This is a genomic window from Ruegeria sp. CG8, from assembly GCF_056537165.1.
Window position 1 is genome coordinate 211,226 of sequence record NZ_JBQFRA010000001.1, and the last position, 16,004, is coordinate 227,229.

The 16,004-nt window shown below is 61.2% G+C and carries 16 protein-coding genes; 9 read left to right on the forward strand and 7 right to left on the reverse strand.

Going from position 1 to position 16,004, the window contains the following annotated elements; all coding sequences use genetic code 11:
• Nucleotides 1–116: 116 nt before the first annotated feature.
• The 5 genes from ihfB (at nucleotide 117) to trpB (ending at nucleotide 3,109) form a co-directional block, all read left to right on the forward strand.
• Nucleotides 117–401 carry an integration host factor subunit beta gene (gene ihfB, locus ACR0EF_RS00985; RefSeq protein ID WP_050603110.1) on the forward strand — a complete coding sequence of 95 codons (285 nt, stop codon included), beginning with the start codon at nucleotides 117–119 and terminating at the stop codon, nucleotides 399–401.
• A gap of 7 nt (nucleotides 402–408) precedes the next feature.
• On the forward strand, nucleotides 409–759 hold the full coding sequence (locus tag ACR0EF_RS00990) for a lipopolysaccharide assembly protein LapA domain-containing protein (protein WP_170340535.1): 351 nt from the start codon (nucleotides 409–411) through the stop codon (nucleotides 757–759).
• 6 nt (nucleotides 760–765) lie between these two features.
• The gene (locus tag ACR0EF_RS00995) at nucleotides 766–1,410 is read left to right on the forward strand and encodes a phosphoribosylanthranilate isomerase (RefSeq protein WP_170371745.1); all 645 of its coding nucleotides are present in this window, start codon (nucleotides 766–768) and stop codon (nucleotides 1,408–1,410) included.
• A 48-nt stretch (nucleotides 1,411–1,458) separates the two neighbouring features.
• Nucleotides 1,459–1,794, forward strand: coding sequence for a hypothetical protein (locus ACR0EF_RS01000; protein ID WP_170357088.1), 336 nt, complete (start codon nucleotides 1,459–1,461; stop codon nucleotides 1,792–1,794).
• A 67-nt stretch (nucleotides 1,795–1,861) separates the two neighbouring features.
• Entirely contained in the window at nucleotides 1,862–3,109 is a 1,248-nt protein-coding gene (gene trpB / locus ACR0EF_RS01005) for a tryptophan synthase subunit beta (protein ID WP_170339902.1), read from the forward strand.
• 60 nt (nucleotides 3,110–3,169) lie between these two features.
• On the opposite strand, the gene ACR0EF_RS01010 is transcribed toward trpB, so the two are convergent.
• The 7 genes from ACR0EF_RS01010 to ACR0EF_RS01040 all read right to left on the reverse strand — a co-directional run bounded on the left by ACR0EF_RS01010 (nucleotide 3,170) and on the right by ACR0EF_RS01040 (nucleotide 9,069).
• The gene (locus tag ACR0EF_RS01010; protein ID WP_170364903.1) at nucleotides 3,170–3,550 is read right to left on the reverse strand and encodes a DUF2237 family protein; all 381 of its coding nucleotides are present in this window, start codon (nucleotides 3,548–3,550) and stop codon (nucleotides 3,170–3,172) included.
• Between the two features lie 9 nt (nucleotides 3,551–3,559).
• Complete coding sequence (locus ACR0EF_RS01015; protein WP_170369723.1) at nucleotides 3,560–4,723, reverse strand: serine hydrolase domain-containing protein; 1,164 nt, start codon at nucleotides 4,721–4,723, stop codon at nucleotides 3,560–3,562.
• A gap of 78 nt (nucleotides 4,724–4,801) precedes the next feature.
• Nucleotides 4,802–5,488: an aminoacyl-tRNA hydrolase gene (pth, locus tag ACR0EF_RS01020; RefSeq protein WP_170369721.1), complete on the reverse strand. Its 687-nt coding sequence runs from the start codon at nucleotides 5,486–5,488 to the stop codon at nucleotides 4,802–4,804.
• A gap of 132 nt (nucleotides 5,489–5,620) precedes the next feature.
• Nucleotides 5,621–6,277, reverse strand: a complete 657-nt coding sequence (locus ACR0EF_RS01025) for a 50S ribosomal protein L25/general stress protein Ctc (protein WP_170369719.1) — start codon at nucleotides 6,275–6,277, stop codon at nucleotides 5,621–5,623.
• 110 nt (nucleotides 6,278–6,387) lie between these two features.
• Nucleotides 6,388–7,554 carry an alpha-hydroxy acid oxidase gene (locus ACR0EF_RS01030; protein ID WP_170340472.1) on the reverse strand — a complete coding sequence of 389 codons (1,167 nt, stop codon included), beginning with the start codon at nucleotides 7,552–7,554 and terminating at the stop codon, nucleotides 6,388–6,390.
• Nucleotides 7,555–7,713: 159 nt separating this feature from the next.
• Entirely contained in the window at nucleotides 7,714–8,505 is a 792-nt protein-coding gene (gene trpA / locus ACR0EF_RS01035) for a tryptophan synthase subunit alpha (protein WP_170371743.1), read from the reverse strand.
• Nucleotides 8,506–8,583: 78 nt separating this feature from the next.
• Entirely contained in the window at nucleotides 8,584–9,069 is a 486-nt protein-coding gene (locus ACR0EF_RS01040) for an acyloxyacyl hydrolase (RefSeq protein WP_170340476.1), read from the reverse strand.
• Between the two features lie 196 nt (nucleotides 9,070–9,265).
• Here ACR0EF_RS01040 and ychF point away from each other — a divergent pair, with 196 nt between their 5' ends.
• The 4 genes from ychF (at nucleotide 9,266) to fdhF (ending at nucleotide 15,901) form a co-directional block, all read left to right on the forward strand.
• Nucleotides 9,266–10,363, forward strand: coding sequence for a redox-regulated ATPase YchF (gene ychF / locus ACR0EF_RS01045; protein WP_170357094.1), 1,098 nt, complete (start codon nucleotides 9,266–9,268; stop codon nucleotides 10,361–10,363).
• A gap of 73 nt (nucleotides 10,364–10,436) precedes the next feature.
• Entirely contained in the window at nucleotides 10,437–11,318 is an 882-nt protein-coding gene (locus tag ACR0EF_RS01050; RefSeq protein WP_170371741.1) for a LysR family transcriptional regulator, read from the forward strand.
• A gap of 84 nt (nucleotides 11,319–11,402) precedes the next feature.
• Entirely contained in the window at nucleotides 11,403–13,106 is a 1,704-nt protein-coding gene (locus ACR0EF_RS01055) for an NAD(P)H-dependent oxidoreductase subunit E (RefSeq protein ID WP_170371739.1), read from the forward strand.
• Between the two features lie 11 nt (nucleotides 13,107–13,117).
• Nucleotides 13,118–15,901, forward strand: coding sequence for a formate dehydrogenase subunit alpha (fdhF, locus tag ACR0EF_RS01060; protein ID WP_170371738.1), 2,784 nt, complete (start codon nucleotides 13,118–13,120; stop codon nucleotides 15,899–15,901).
• The last annotated feature ends 103 nt before the right edge of the window (nucleotides 15,902–16,004 follow it).

Genomic DNA, 16,004 nt, shown 5'->3' on the forward strand with positions numbered 1-16,004 from the left:
TTTCTTGGAAAATGCACCCCGGACACACAGAGTTTACATTCCACCCGGCACCGTTTTTTCCTATACTGACCAAACCAGTAGACGAGATGACACGGTGACCTGGGAGGGTAGCACGCATGATCCGTTCAGAACTGATTCAGAAAATCGCCGACGAAAATCCACATCTGTACCAACGTGATGTCGAGCGGATCGTGAATACCGTATTCGAGGAAGTCACAGACGCGATGGCGCGCGGTGACCGTGTCGAACTGCGGGGCTTCGGAGCTTTTTCGGTCAAGAAACGGGATGCGCGGGTCGGCCGGAACCCACGCACTGGCGAGACGGTTCAAGTCGAGGAAAAGTGCGTGCCGTTTTTCAAGACCGGCAAGTTGCTAAGGGATCGTTTGAACGGTAAAGCGTGATCTCATGATGCGCTACATTCGATACGGTTTTCTTGCGGTCCTGGGGATCGTCCTTGTCTCGGTCTCGCTGGCCAATCGCCAGATGGTTCAGTTGCAGTTGATGCCGGACGCTTTGTCTGACTTGCTTGGCTTCAATCTGGCTACTTCTCTGCCGTTGTTTCTTGTGGTTCTTGGCGGGATCGTGGCCGGCCTTGTCATCGGTTTTCTGTGGGAATGGCTGCGTGAGCACAAGCACCGCAAGGACGCCACCGTCAAAAAGACCGAGGTCAAGAAGCTCGAGCGCGAGGTCAAGAAGCTCAAGAAGAAGCAGAACGAAGGTCAGGACGATGTGCTTGCCCTTCTGGACGAGGCCAGCTGAGAGCCGATGTCTTCCGAGATCAGCGTAAAAATATGCGGCTTGACCGCACCCGAGCATGTGCGTGCCGCCGTTGAAGCAGGTGCGCGTTACATTGGGTTCAATTTCTTTCCCAAGTCTCCACGCTATGCACCGATTGCCCAGGCAGCGGCGCTGGCCAGTGACGTGCCGGTCGGCGTAGCCAAGGTGGCCTTGGTGGTGAACTTCAGCGACGCGCAGTTGGATGAAATCGTCGCGGGGGTTCCACTGGACATGCTGCAGCTGCATGGCGCCGAAAGCCCCGAGCGCGTGGCCGAGGTCAAATCACGCTACGGCTTGCCGGTGATCAAGGCGATTGGAGTGGCGGAAGCCGAGGATTTGGCCGCAATAGACCTGTATTCGGACGTGGCCGATCAGTTGTTGGTTGACGCCAAACCGCCGAAGAACTCTGAGCTACCCGGCGGCAACGGTTTGCCTTTTGACTGGCGTCTGCTCGCCGGTCGCAAATACTGGCGGACGCCGTGGATGCTGTCGGGGGGGCTCAACCCGGACAACGTAGCCGAGGCGATCCGTATGACCGGTGCAAAGCAGGTGGACGTGGCATCGGGCGTGGAAAGCGCCCCGGGCGTCAAGGATCCGGGCCTGATCCGCTCATTTATTGAGGCGGCACGGTGATCTGACCAGAACGCGCTTGCGTATCCTTCTCAAAGGGGAGAATACGGGATGCTGGCTGCAATTGGCGCGGTTTCACTGAAGCGATGGTACCATGGGCCCGAGTTTTTCTGGCGTGCGGGCAAGGCCTTGCGCCAGGCCAAGGGCGATCCCTTGTGCCTCCATGCCGAAGTGTTTTCGCATGAGGGCGCGTATTTCTCGCTCAGCGTTTGGCATGACGTCGAAGCCATGCTGACCTTTGCCCAGTCGAACCCGCACCGAGGGGTGATGCAAGCTGCCCCACGTTTGACCAATACCTACCACTTCCGTCACTTTGCCTGCATCGCCATTCCGACCCGGGAACAGGCGCTGACTATCTGGATGAACGGCAGTACCGCGGCGGAATAGTGCGATTTGCGATGGCAAATCCCGCCGGCACCTCCTAATAACAACAGGCACGACGATGGAGACCACCATGGCCAATGATCTGTTCAATTCCTTCATGTCCGGCCCGGATGAAAACGGCCGCTTCGGCATTTTCGGCGGACGCTTCGTCAGCGAGACTCTGATGCCGTTGATCCTGTCGCTGGAGGAGGAATACGAGAAGGCCAAGACCGACCCGAGTTTCTGGGCCGAGATGGACGATCTGTGGGCCAACTACGTGGGCCGTCCGTCGCCCCTGTATCACGCCGAGCGCCTGACCGAACATCTGGGTGGCGCCAAGATCTATATGAAGCGCGACGAGTTGAACCACACCGGCGCGCACAAGATCAACAACGTGCTGGGCCAGATCATCTTGGCGCGCCGCATGGGAAAGACCCGGATCATCGCCGAGACCGGGGCAGGGCAGCACGGTGTCGCCACCGCGACGGTCTGCGCCAAGTTCGGTCTGAAATGCGTGGTCTACATGGGCGCACATGATGTCCAGCGGCAGGCGCCCAACGTGTTCCGCATGCGCTTGCTGGGGGCAGAGGTGATTCCGGTGACCTCGGGCCGCGGCACCCTGAAGGACGCGATGAACGACGCGCTGCGCGACTGGGTAACAAATGTGCGCGACACGTTCTATTGCATCGGTACGGTGGCCGGCCCGCATCCGTACCCGGCGATGGTGCGCGACTTCCAGTCGATCATCGGCAAGGAAGCCAAGGAACAGATGATGAAGGCCGAGGGTCGCTTGCCGGACACGATCATCGCGGCAATCGGTGGCGGCTCGAACGCCATGGGGCTGTTCTATCCCTTCCTCGACGACAAATCGGTCAACATCATCGGCGTCGAAGCGGGCGGCAAGGGCGTCAACGAAAAGATGGAGCATTGCGCCTCTCTCACCGGCGGTCGGCCGGGTGTTCTGCACGGCAACCGTACCTATCTGCTGCAGGACGACGACGGCCAGATCCTCGAGGGGTACTCGATTTCGGCCGGGCTCGACTATCCGGGCATTGGCCCCGAACACTCCTGGCTGCACGATATCGGGCGCGCGCAGTATGTCTCGGTCACCGACAAAGAGGCGCTTGAGGCGTTCCAGCTGTGCTGCGCGACCGAGGGGATCATCCCTGCGCTCGAACCCAGCCACGCGCTGGCGCATGTCATGAAGATCGCGCCGGAGCTGCCAAAGGATCACATCATCTGCATGAACATGTGCGGACGTGGCGACAAGGATGTGCAAACAGTCGCCAAGTATCTGAACTTCGACATGTCTGATACCGAGGGTCGCGACGCAACCTGAGGGCTGCCCAAAGAACAAGACCCGGCACGCTTCAACCGTGCCGGGTTTTTCATTCCCGGTTCACTGTTCGGAGTTTGCGCGGTGGCTGGTCAGAACGTGCAGCGGCACGATTTCCAATGCGCGCTGGTGAGTCGCCTCAAGATGGACCTTTGGCGCACAGCCTTCGTCATGGGCCTGCATGAACCGCGCGGCACACAGGCACCAGCTGTCGCCAGGCTTCAGGCCCGGGAAATCGAATTCGGGCCGTGGCGTGCTCAGGTCGTTGCCGACATATTTTGAATAGGCCAGAAACTCGGCCGTCATCACAGCGCAGACCGTGTGGCTGCCGCGATCCTCAGGGCAGGTGTTGCAGGCCCCGTCGCGGAAAAAACCGGTCAGGGGCTTTCGTGAACACGGAGCCAGCACGCCGCCCAGAACATTTATGCTGTCCTGCTTTTGCATGCAGCCACCTTACAGGCTTTGCGCGATCTTGCGGAACATTTCGATGTTCTGCTCATTAACACCGGGCTCGCGGAACTTCCGATCAGCGCCCGTGGCTACGATCAGCACGCCGCGCGACTGGTCGAAATACATGTACTGGCCATAAACACCGCGTGCCAGAAACTCACCGTCATGGGCGCCAACGGGGATCCACCACTGATATCCGTAGCCGATCTTTCCGGGTTCGGTCGGCGCGCTTGGCAAGGTGGATTCCTTAATCCAGTCGGCCGGAACGATCTGGCGCCCATCGCGCACGCCGTTCTGCAGGATCATTTGGCCAAAGCGGGCGTAATCCCGCGTCGTGAAATTCAAGCCACCCAGAACAAAGGCGACGCCTGCGCCGTCGGTGATATAGTATCCGTCCCGCTCAAGACCGAGGTGCTGCAGGATCTTTTCGTCCAGCAATGCGGCGACGCTTTGACCCGTCGCCCCTCGGATCACCATTCCAATGACATGGGTATCGATGGAAACATACTGCCAGGTCTCGCCAGGTGCCGCGAAACTGTCCTTCAACGAGGCCGCAAAGTCATCCAACTCGCCCCCCAGGGCGACGACCCGACCCATACGGTTGATGTCGGATTTCGGGTCCAGATAGTCTTCGTCAAAGGTCACACCGCTGGCCATGTTCAGCACGTTGCGGATCGTAGCTGTTTCATAGGCGCTGCCCTGCAGCTTGGGGGCATATTTGATGACCGGATCATCCAGCGAGGCTATGGCGCCCTCCTCAAGAAGGATGCCGAACAGAGCGGACAAATAGCTTTTGGCCATCGACCACGAGATCCGGCGGTCCTCTGGCGATGTGCCCAGGAAATACTCCTCGAACCGGATCTGCCCATCCTGCATCACCAGCAGCGATGTGACGGCGCGCTCTTCGATCCAGTCCTGCGTCTCGGCGGGCAGGTCGAATTCAGCTCCATAGGGCAGGTCCCAAGTGGGACCATTCCCGCGAGGGAGGTCGACAGTCAGAAACGCCGCGTCCATGTGAGAGAAATTCTGAACGATCTTTTCTTCGGAAAACAGAGAGTTCACCGCCAGAAGGCGCTGGATTTCCTCGCGCTTCCAGAAACCGACAACTGCAGCGGCCAAGACCAGCGTCAGGACGATTCGCAGCAGCCACTTCAGACCTGTTTTCATGATTTTCCTCCCGTTTGGCGGCATTGGATCGTGATGACGGAAATTCTGCAATTGCTACGTTGCGGAAGGTCTTTGCCGCTATCGGAACTTGTCCAACAGCTTCTGCATCGCCGTGCGGTCATCGGGCGTTGGCGTCTCGGCTTGCGGGGCAGGAGAGGTCTTGGTTTCGGATTTGGGCGTCGTGGTGGAACTGCGCGGTGGCGCTGTTCGCAGCGCCACGGCGTTCATGAACTTGGCCGCATCGCCCGCAGCCAGATGGACCGCCCCGTCTGCAACACCTTGCAGAACATCGTCCAGCCAGTCGGCGTCGGCCTTGGCGAAATCGCCCAGAACATAGGGCGAAACCAGCTCTTTGCGTCCGGGATGGCCGATCCCCAGCCGGACACGGTCATACGCGGCACCGATATGGTCGTGGATCGACCGCAGGCCGTTATGCCCGGCATGGCCGCCACCGGCCTTGGCGCGAACCTTCCCGGGTGCAAGGTCCAGTTCGTCATGGAAAACGGTCACATCGGTTGAGTCGAGCTTGAAGAACCGCATGGCCTCGCCGACCGATTGGCCCGAGCGGTTCATGAAGGTCATGGGTTTCAGCAGCAGGACCTTCTCTCGGCCCAGCATTCCTTCGGATATTTCACCCTGAAATTTCGAACGCCATGGCCCAAAGCCATGATCCCTGGCGATGGCATCCACCGCCATGAAACCGATATTGTGCCGGTTGCGGGCATACTTTGCGCCCGGATTGCCCAATCCGACAAACAGCTTCATCGCGAATTCCTTGTGCGTTTCGGTCCGGCGCAGAATTGCACGAGATGCCTTTCCAGTGCCAGCCGGTCGTTCAAAGAAAAACGGGGCCCTGGACGAGGCCCCGCTTCAAATTCCAATCCGAAGGATCCGGATTTATTCTTCGTCTTTGCCTACGACTTCAACTTCGTCGGCTGCGACTTCCTCTGCACCTTCGCCTTCTTCATCGTCGCTGGACGCCAGGCCGGTCGGTGCCGAGATGTTCGCAATCACGAAATCACGGTCGATGGTCGGTTTGGTGCCGTTGGGCAAGTCAACCGACGAGATGGTGACAACGTCGTTGATTTCCAGACCGGTCAGATCGACGGTGATCTTTTCGGGGATGTCGCCGGCGGTGCAGACCAGCTCGACCTCGGGACGGACAACGGTCAGAACGCCGCCCTTCTTGATGCCGGGGGCCTCTTCCTCGTTGATGAATTCGACGGGGATGTACAGGGCGATCTTGGTGGTGCGACGCAGACGCATCAGGTCCAGGTGGGTCGGCAGGTCCTTGACGACATCACGCTGAACGTCGCGGCAGATGACGCGGACGTCTTCGTGGCCTTCGACCTTCAGGTTCCACAGCGTCGACTTGAAGCGGCCTGCCTTCAGGCGCTTGAACAGTTCGTTGAACGGAATCTGGATCGGCAGCGGGTCTTTCTCGCCACCAAATACGATGCCCGGAACCATGCCGTCGCGGCGTGCCTGACGAGCGGCGCCCTTGCCCGTCCCCGTCCGTTCCAGAGCTACGAGATCAGGAATCTCACCAGCCATGATAAATCTCCAATGTTAGGGCAGGGTGCCTCCAAGGCTGTCACCCCGCGTGAAGCGGCGTCCTTAGACCGAATCCGGCCGTTTGGAAAGGGGTAAAAACGATTTCCGCGTCATTCCTGCCAGCGGCCGCAGAAGTCCTGCGGGACAAGCAGGTTGTGCGGCCCCAGATCGGCCACGTTGCGTTCGCCGCACAGGGCCATGGTGGTGTCCAGTTCCTTCTGGATCACCTCCAGCGCGGTGGTCACGCCCTTTTGGCCCATCGCGCCCAGCCCGTAGACGAATGCGCGCCCGATATAGGTGCCCTTGGCCCCCAGCGCCAGCGCCTTGAGCACGTCCTGCCCCGAGCGGATGCCGCTGTCGAGATGCACTTCGACGTCGCCGCCCACCGCATCCATGATCCGTGGCAGCATCCGGATCGAGCTGAGCGCGCCATCCAACTGCCGCCCGCCGTGGTTCGACACCACGATGGCGTCGGCGCCCAACTTGGCCGCCATCTTGGCGTCTTCGGGGTCCAGGATGCCCTTCAGGATCACCTTGCCGCCCCATTGCTCCATCAGTTTCTCGATCTTCTTCCAGTCGAGGCTGGGATCGAACTGCTCGGCGGTCCACGCGCCCAGCGATGAGGCGTCCGAGATGCCCTCGACATGGCCCACGATATTGCCGAACTCGCGCCGTTTCGCGCCCAGCATCTCGATGCCCCAGGCCCATTTCGTCATCAGGTTGGCGATGGTTTTGGCCGTCAGTTTCGGCGGGGCCGACAGGCCGTTCTTCAGGTCCTTGTGCCGTTGGCCGAGGATCTGCAGATCCAGGGTGATGACCAGGGCCGAGCATTTGGCATCCTTGGCGCGCTGGATCAGGCGGCGGACGTAATCTTCGTCCTTCATGGTGTACAGCTGGAACCAGAACGGCGCGCCGGTATGCTCGGCCACATCCTCGATCGAGTTGATCGACATGGTCGACAACGTGAAGGGCACGCCGAAATCCAGCGCGGCCTTGGCGGCCTTCATTTCACCATCCGCATGCTGCATCCCGGTCAGGCCCACGGGCGCCAGGGCCACCGGCATGGCCACATCCTGTCCGATCATCTGCGACGCGGTCGAGCGGCCGGACATGTCCACCGCAACCTTCTGGCGCAGGCGGATGTCGTGGAAGTCCGAGCTGTTGTCGCGGAAGGTCTGCTCGGTCCAGCTGCCGCTTTCGGCATAGTCATAGAACATCCGGGGCACCCGGCGTTCATAGATGCGTTTGAGGTCGTCGATATTGGTAATGACAGGCATGGCCGCGCCCTTCTGCAGATTGGTTAGGTTTCTTTACCAATTCTTCCGCCGCGGCGCAACGGCCAGTTGTGCATGTGGTCATATGGGTCATGGGCGCAAAGAAAAACCGCCGCAGGCGTGCGGCCTGCAGCGGTTGCAATCCGTTTGGGATTTTTGGCCTCAGGCGCTGTGGGCGCCGTCTGCCAGCGATTTCACGAAGTCCAGAACCTCGGCCACGGGTTTGCCGGCGGCGATCTGACTGACAATGGCCGAGCCGACGACCGCCCCGTCAGCAACGCTGGCGATGGCACGTGATTTCTCGGGCGTGTTGATGCCGAACCCCACTATCACCGGAAGATCAGTCGCCGCCTTGATGCGCGCGACCTCGGGGCCGACATCGGTTGCCTCGGCTTCGGCCGCGCCGGTGATGCCGGTGATCGAGACGTAATAGACAAAGCCCGATGTGTTCTGCAGCACTCGCGGCAGCCGCTTGTCATCCGTGGTGGGCGTCGCCAGCCGGATGAAGTTCAGACCGGCCGCCTGCGCGGGCAGGCACAGCTCGTCATCTTCCTCGGGCGGCAGGTCGACGACGATCAGGCCGTCGATGCCGGCCTCTTTGGCGTCGGCCAGGAACTTGTCCACGCCGCGGCTGTAGATCGGGTTGTAATAGCCCATCAGTACGATCGGGGTGGTGTCATCGGTTTCCCGGAACGCCTTGGCCAGATCCAGCGTGCGTTGCAGCGTCATGCCGCCGTCCAGCGCCCGTTGACCCGCCGCCTGAATGGTGGGGCCGTCCGCCATCGGATCGGTGAAGGGCAGGCCCAGTTCGATCACGTCCACGCCGGCCGCCGGCAGGCCCCGAAAAATCTCAAGCGAGGTGTCATAGTCGGGATCCCCGGCCATGATATAGGCGACAAAGGCCTTCTTCCCCTCGGCTTTAAGGGCGGCGAACTTGGCGTCGATACGGGTCATGGACGATCCTTGCATACAGGTTTGGACCTGATGTGCAGAAACTTTGGCCGAAAATCAATCCCGTCCTGAGCGGTGGGATCAGAAGTTCAGGTGATACCGCAGCAAGAGCGCGTTCACGCCGGGGTTTTCCTCTTGCGTGCTGGCATTCGATTTGTGGGTCACGGCCAACGATATGTCATTGCCGTTGTTCAACGTGTAGCCCAGCCCAAAAAGGCTTCGGATTTCGAAGCTCCCGCCCAGATCGTTCAATTCGTTGGCTTCGCTGTAGAAACCCGGCATCACGCTGCCTTCCACGAACCATCTGTCGGCAAAGGAATAGACCCCGATCACCCCGGCGCCGATATGTGTGTTTCCATCCTCGTCCACCGACAGCGCGGCCCCCAGCGCAGCGCTGAAGCGGGTGGCCTCGTGAAATGGCCGGTGCTGGTATTCGAGGGAAAAGATCGCCTGGTCAATCGAGCTGCTGTCGGAATAGTCGGCGTAGCCGGCGCCGAAAATCACCGACTGCGCCTGCGCGGCTGTTGAAAAAGCCAGAAAAGCGGCGCTTGAAAGGAGGTTTTTCATGGGGATGTTCGCTGTTGATATTCGTTACAAAGTTAAAGTTTGACACTATTCTCTCGTGTTCAATGTCAACAAGCACACGTTTTCCCTACATTTTCGTGATGTTGCAGTTTGGACTCAGGGCCAGCAGCCGCAGGTGCCTTGCGCATTGCACCGGACCCGCATAGAAGCAGCCCGCGAATGGCATCAGGAGGCCGTCATGGGCTTTAAAATGGGTATCGTGGGTCTGCCGAATGTCGGCAAGTCGACCCTGTTCAACGCGCTGACCAAGACCGCGGCCGCGCAGGCGGCGAATTTCCCGTTCTGCACAATCGAACCCAATGTGGGTGACGTGGCCGTTCCCGATGCGCGTCTGGACAAGTTAGCTGCGATCGCCAAGTCGAAGCAGATCATCCCGACCCGGATGACCTTCGTAGATATTGCAGGCCTGGTCAAAGGCGCTTCAAAAGGTGAGGGGCTGGGGAACCAGTTTCTGGCCAACATTCGCGAAACCGATGCCATCGCTCATGTGTTGCGCTGTTTCGAAGATGGCGACGTGACCCATGTCGAAGGCAAGGTCGATCCGGTGGCCGATGCCGAGACCATCGAGACCGAACTGATGCTGGCCGATCTGGAAAGCATCGAAAAGCGTCGCGCCAACCTCGTGCGCAAGCTCAAGGGCAACGACAAGGAGGCGCAGCAGCAGGATCGGTTGCTGGCCACCGCGCAAGAGATGCTGGAAAGCGGCAAACCCGCCCGTTTGGTCGAGGTGTCTGACGAGGATGCAAAAGCCTGGAAGATGCTGCAGTTGCTGACCACCAAGCCGGTCCTGTATGTCTGCAATGTCTCGGAAGAAGACGCTGCCGAAGGCAATGAATATTCCGCGCGTGTGGCCGAGATGGCCGCGGCGCAGGGCAATGCCCATGTCATCATCAGCGCCAAGATCGAAGAAGAGATCAGTCTGCTGGAGCCTGAAGAGGCGCAGATGTTCCTCGAAGAGATGGGGCTCGAAGAACCGGGCCTCGATCGGCTGATCCGTGCGGGGTACGACCTGCTCAAACTGGAAACCTATTTCACGGTCGGCCCGAAAGAGGCCCGCGCCTGGACCATTCGCAGGGGCACTGCAGCGCCTCAGGCGGCCGGTGTTATCCACGGCGACTTTGAAAAGGGTTTCATCCGCGCCGAGACCATTGCCTATGATGATTTCGTGGCGTGCAATGGCGAACAGGGTGCCAAAGAGGCCGGCAAGATGCGTGCAGAAGGCAAAAGTTATGTCGTCAAGGACGGCGACGTGATGCACTTCCTGTTCAACACCTGATCACGAAACAGCTTTTCTGGGCGGGCATTGGCGGTATCTTACGGTATCGCTCCAATCCGCCCGAGGCCCGCACGTGTTCGAAATCCGCGATCTGCAACTTCTCAGCGCCTTGGCGCGCCATCGCCATTTTGCCAAGGCGGCCGAGGAGTGCGGTATTTCGCAGCCCGCGTTCTCGATGCGCATCCGCAACCTCGAAGACCGGCTGGGCGTGTCGATCGTACGCCGGGCCAACCGGTTTCAGGGCCTGACCGAAGAGGGCGAGATGATCGTCCGCCGCGCCCGCCGCATTCTGGATGACGCCAAGGCGCTGGAGCAGGAGGTGCAGGCGATAAAGGGCGAGATCACCGGCACCCTGATCCTTGGCGTGATTCCGACCGCCATCGCCTTTACCGGACGCCTGATCAAACATCTGCAGGCAGCCCATCCCCGCATCCTGTCGCGGATCGAAACCATGTCGGCCACCGCGATCCAGTACCGGCTGGACGAAGGCAGCATCGATGCCGGGATCACCTATGGCGACAGCATCGGCACCGATCTGCGCCATGTTCACCCGCTGTATGAAGAAACCTATGTGCTGCTTGTCCCTCAGCACATGACGCAGGAAACTGGCCCGATCCCTTGGGCACGCGTGGCCGAGTTTCCGCTCAGCTTGTTGGAGCCCCAGATGCAGAACCGGCGCATTCTCGACAGGATATTTGCCGAACAGGGGTTGCATCCGCGTGTAGTGGCCGAAACCAGCGGGTTTACTGCCTCGATGGTCATGGCGCACGAAGGGCTGGCGGCGACGGTCGTGCCACGGGTTCTGGTGCGGGCGCTCGGCGATTTGAAAGGCACGCGTGTCCTGCCTCTGGTCGACCCGGTGGTCAGCAAGCCGATCTGTCTGGCGACCTTGGCGCGTGATCCGGAATTGCCCACCGTTGGCGCATTGCGGCAGGTCGTGACGTCTTTGCGGTGATAAACTGTCGTTATCGTGCCATTGGTTTTTGCGATTTGACGATATGCTACTCTGATGAGAGACGAGGCTCGATCGGAGGGCATCATGGCACCATTGGATACCAAGCCGTCAGGCGCGCCAAAGGGCGTCTGGAAGTCAGGTAAAGGCAAGGGGCGGCACACGCCCAAAGGCCGTCAATTCACGGACGAGGCGCAGGCCGAGATTCAGCGCCTGCTGGGCGACCGCCCGCGCCGCCGCGATCTGCTGATCGAGTTTCTGCACCTGATCCAGGATGCGCACGGCCATATCAGTTCCGACCACATCGCCGCGTTGGCCGTCGAGATGCGGATCGGTCAGGCCGAGATCTACGAGACCGCGACCTTCTATGCCCACTTCGACGTGGTGAAAGAAGGTGAAACTCCTCCGCCGGCCCTGACGATCCGCGTCTGCGACTCACTGTCCTGCGAAATGGCAGGCGCGCAGCAGTTGAAAAAGGCGCTGGAGGACGGGCTGGACCCGTCCGAGGTGCGCGTTCTGCGTGCGCCCTGCATGGGGCGCTGCGACACCGCGCCGGTGCTGGAACTCGGTCACAACCACATCGACCACGCGACCCCCGAAAAGGTACAGGCCGCCATCGCGGCGGGCGACACCCACGCCCATCTGCCCGAGTATGAGACCTTCGCGACCTATGTCGAAAACGGCGGGTATGCCAAACTGAAAGAGCTGCGCGAAGGCGGCGACTGGGAAGAGGTTCAGGAACAGGTTCTGGCCTCGGGGCTGCGCGGTTTGGGCGGCGCCGGCTTCCCGTCGGGCAAGAAATGGGGCTTTGTCCGCATGAATGACGGCCCGCGTTACCTGGCCGTGAACGGCGACGAGGGCGAACCGGGCACCTTCAAGGACCGCTACTATCTGGAGCGCACGCCACATGTTTTCCTCGAAGGTATGCTGATCGCCGCGTGGGCAGTCGAGGCACAGACCTGCTTCATCTACATGCGTGACGAATATCCAGCCGTTCTGGAAATTCTTCGGCGCGAGATTGTTGCGCTGGAACAGGCCGGGATCGTCGAGAAAGGCTATATCGACCTGCGGCGCGGCGCGGGCGCTTACATCTGCGGCGAAGAATCCGCGATGATCGAATCGATCGAGGGCAAGAAGGGCCTGCCGCGTCACCGCCCGCCTTTCGTGGCGCAGGTCGGCGTATTCGGCCGCCCGACGCTGGTGCACAATGTCGAGACGCTCTACTGGGTGTCCAAGATCTGCCGGGAAGGCCCGGAAATCCTAGATTCGGTTGAAAAGAACGGCCGCAAAGGCCTGCGAAGCTATTCGGTCTCGGGCCGGGTGGCGAAACCCGGCGTCTACCTGCTGCCGGCAGGGTCCACCATTCTGGACGTGATTGATGCCGCCGGGGGCATGGCCGAGGGCGACGCCTTCAAGGCGTATCAACCGGGCGGGCCGTCTTCGGGCCTGCTGCCCGCGTCGATGGACGACATCCCGTTGGACTTCGACACTCTGCAACCGCACGGCACCTTCATCGGGTCCGCCGCAGTGGTGGTCCTGTCCGATCAGGACACCGCGCGGGATGCTGCGCTGAACATGCTGCGATTCTTCGAGGACGAAAGCTGTGGCCAGTGCACGCCCTGCCGGGCGGGCTGCGAAAAGGCGGTCAAGCTGATGCAAGCCGACAAGTGGGACACCGACCTGCTGGAAGATCTGTGCCAGGTGATGGGCGATGCCTCGATCTGCGGTCTGGGGCAGGCGGCCCCGAACCCGATCCGCCTAGTCATGAAACATTTCGCCAATGAGATCTGAGGGAGACAGCCATGCTTGACGCAAGCGAAACCAAGACCGTCACCTTCAACCTGAACGGCGAAGACGTGACCGTGCCCGAGGGCACCACGATCTGGGAAGCGGCCAACGGCAAGGGTCTGGTCATCCCGCACCTGTGCCACAAACCCGCGCCGGGCTATCGCCCTGACGGCAACTGCCGCGCCTGTATGGTCGAGGTCGAGGGCGAGCGCACGCTGGTCGCCTCGTGCATCCGTCCGGCGGCCGAGGGGATGGTGGTGAAAACCGACACCGACCGCGCCGAGAAATCCCGCGCGTTGGTGATGGAACTGCTGGTGGCCGACCAGCCGGAACAGCCGCACGATGTATCCAGCCATTTCTGGGACATGGCCAAGCTGAACGATGTCAGCGACAGCCGCTTTCCGGCGAAGGAGCCCGAGAAGATCCCGCTGCTGGATGACAGCCATGTGGCGATGCGGGTCAATCTGGATGCCTGCATCAACTGCAACCTCTGCGTCCGTGCCTGCCGCGACGTGCAGGTGAATGACGTGATCGGCATGGCCGGTCGCGGGCATACCGCGCAGGTGGTGTTCGACCAGAACGACCAGATGGGCGAGTCGACCTGCGTCGCCTGCGGCGAATGCGTTCAGGCCTGCCCCACCGGCGCGCTGATGCCGGCCACCGTGCTGGACGATCAGCAGCGCGGCGACAGCAAGGATTACGACAGCGAGACCGAAAGCGTCTGCCCGTTCTGCGGGGTGGGCTGCAAGGTCAGCCTCAAGGTCAAGGACGGCAAGGTCAAATATGTCGAGGGCATCAACGGCCCCGCCAACGAAGGCCGCCTGTGCGTCAAGGGTCGGTTCGGGTTCGACTATATCCACCACCCGCACCGCCTGACCAAGCCGCTGATCCGGCGTGAGGATGCGCCGCCGAAGGGCCTGAACGTCGATCCCGCCGATTGGAGCACCCATTTCCGCGAGGCAACCTGGGACGAGGCGCTGGATCTGGCCGCCAAGGGCCTGATGAAACTGCGGGATGAGGACCCGCGCAGCGTGGCGGGCTTTGGCTCGGCCAAATGCACCAACGAAGAGGCCTATCTGTTCCAGAAGTTCATCCGCCAGGGCTTTGGCCACAACAACGTGGACCACTGCACGCGGCTGTGCCATGCTTCGTCGGTGGCGGCGCTGATCGAGAACGTGGGCTCGGGCGCGGTGACCGCGACATTCAACGAGATCGAGAACGCCGATGTGGCGATCATCATCGGCGCCAACCCGATCGAGAACCACCCCGTCGCGGCGACCTATTTCAAGCAGTTCGCCAAACGCGGCGGCAAGCTGATCGTGATGGACCCGCGCGGCGTGGGCATGCGCAAATTCGCGACCGAGATGCTGCAGTTCCGGCCCGGCGCCGATGTCTCGATGCTGAGCGCGATCATGAACGTGATCGTCGAGGAAGAGCTGTATGACAGCCAGTACATCCACCGCTGGACCGAGAACTGGGAGGCCGAGAAGGAGCACCTGCGCCAGTTCACCCCCGAGAAGATGGCGCCGATCTGCGGTATCGAGCCCGATCAACTGCGCCGCGTGGCCCGGATTTTCGCCAGTGCAAATGCGGGTCTGATCTTCTGGGGCATGGGCGTCAGCCAGCATATCCACGGCACCGACAATTCGCGCTGCCTGATCTCGCTGGCCCTGATGACGGGCAATGTGGGCAAGCCCGGCGCGGGTCTGCACCCGCTGCGGGGGCAGAACAACGTGCAGGGGGCCTCGGATGCCGGCCTGATCCCGATGTTCCTGCCCGACTACCAGTCGGTCACCGACGACGCCGTTCGGGCCAAGTTCAGCCAGGTCTGGAACTCGGGCGATTTCTCGAACGAGAAGGGCCTGACCGTGACCGAGATCATCGACCACGCCTATGCGGGCAAGATCAAGGGCATGTACATCCTGGGCGAAAACCCGGCCATGTCCGACCCCGACGTGAACCATGCCCGCGAGGCGCTGGCCAGGCTGGACCTGATGATCGTGCAGGACATCTTCCTGACCGAAACGGCGAACTATGCCGACATCATCCTGCCGGCCTCGGCGCTGTATGAAAAGAACGGCACGGTGTCGAACACCAACCGCCAGGTGCAGCGCGTGCGCCCCGCGGTGCCGCCGCCGGGCGAGGCGCGCGAGGATTGGGCGATCACCGTCGATCTGGCGCAGCGTATCGGACTGAACTGGGATTACAAGGATGTCTCGCAGGTGTTCAACGAGATGAAGCTGACCATGGCGTCGCTGGACAACATCACCTGGGAGCGGCTCGAGACCGAGAGCATCACCTATCCGTCGCTGTCCGAGACCGATCCGGGCCAGTCCATCGTGTTCGGAGACGGCTTCCCGCGCCCGGATGGCCGTGCGAAGTTCACTCCGGCCAGCATCATCCCCCCGGATGAGGCTCCGGACGAGGAATTCCCCATGATCGCCACCACAGGGCGGCAGCTGGAACACTGGCACACCGGGTCCATGACCCGTCGTGCCAGGGTGCTGGACGCGGTCGAACCCGAGGCGAACTGTTCGATGAACCCGCGCACGCTCAAGCTGATGGGGATCGAACCCGGCGAAATGGTGCGTCTGACCACCCGGCGCGGCTCGATCGAGATCATGGTGCGCGCCGACCGGGCGATCGCCGAGGACATGGTGTTCATTCCCTTCGCCTATGTCGAGGCGGCGGCGAACATCCTGACCAACCCGGCCATCGACCCTTATGGCAAGATCCCCGAGTTTAAGTTCTCGGCTATCCGTGTCGAAAAGATCGAGGACGCCATCGCGGCCGAGTAACGACTGCCACCACTCACCAAAACCCTGAAAAGGCGGGCCTGCGTGCCCGCCTTTTTCTTGGCTTGACAGATGCTTGCAGCCAGCCAACCCTTGGGCCGCGCAA

Bases quoted from the DNA above. Each gene is read 5' to 3' on its own strand.
- ihfB (WP_050603110.1), top strand. From the start codon at position 117: ATGATCCGTTCAGAACTGATTCAGAAAATCGCCGACGAAAATCCACAT.
- ACR0EF_RS01000 (WP_170357088.1), top strand. From the start codon at position 1,459: ATGCTGGCTGCAATTGGCGCGGTTTCACTGAAGCGATGGTACCATGGG.
- ychF (WP_170357094.1), top strand. From the start codon at position 9,266: ATGGGCTTTAAAATGGGTATCGTGGGTCTGCCGAATGTCGGCAAGTCG.
- fdhF (WP_170371738.1), top strand. From the start codon at position 13,118: ATGCTTGACGCAAGCGAAACCAAGACCGTCACCTTCAACCTGAACGGC.
- pth (WP_170369721.1), bottom strand. From the start codon at position 5,488: ATGAAGCTGTTTGTCGGATTGGGCAATCCGGGCGCAAAGTATGCCCGC.
- ACR0EF_RS00995 (WP_170371745.1), top strand. From the start codon at position 766: ATGTCTTCCGAGATCAGCGTAAAAATATGCGGCTTGACCGCACCCGAG.
- trpA (WP_170371743.1), bottom strand. From the start codon at position 8,505: ATGACCCGTATCGACGCCAAGTTCGCCGCCCTTAAAGCCGAGGGGAAG.
- ACR0EF_RS01040 (WP_170340476.1), bottom strand. From the start codon at position 9,069: ATGAAAAACCTCCTTTCAAGCGCCGCTTTTCTGGCTTTTTCAACAGCC.
- ACR0EF_RS01015 (WP_170369723.1), bottom strand. From the start codon at position 4,723: ATGAAAACAGGTCTGAAGTGGCTGCTGCGAATCGTCCTGACGCTGGTC.
- ACR0EF_RS01025 (WP_170369719.1), bottom strand. From the start codon at position 6,277: ATGGCTGGTGAGATTCCTGATCTCGTAGCTCTGGAACGGACGGGGACG.
- ACR0EF_RS01030 (WP_170340472.1), bottom strand. From the start codon at position 7,554: ATGCCTGTCATTACCAATATCGACGACCTCAAACGCATCTATGAACGC.
- trpB (WP_170339902.1), top strand. From the start codon at position 1,862: ATGGCCAATGATCTGTTCAATTCCTTCATGTCCGGCCCGGATGAAAAC.
- ACR0EF_RS00990 (WP_170340535.1), top strand. From the start codon at position 409: ATGCGCTACATTCGATACGGTTTTCTTGCGGTCCTGGGGATCGTCCTT.
- ACR0EF_RS01010 (WP_170364903.1), bottom strand. From the start codon at position 3,550: ATGCAAAAGCAGGACAGCATAAATGTTCTGGGCGGCGTGCTGGCTCCG.
- ACR0EF_RS01055 (WP_170371739.1), top strand. From the start codon at position 11,403: ATGGCACCATTGGATACCAAGCCGTCAGGCGCGCCAAAGGGCGTCTGG.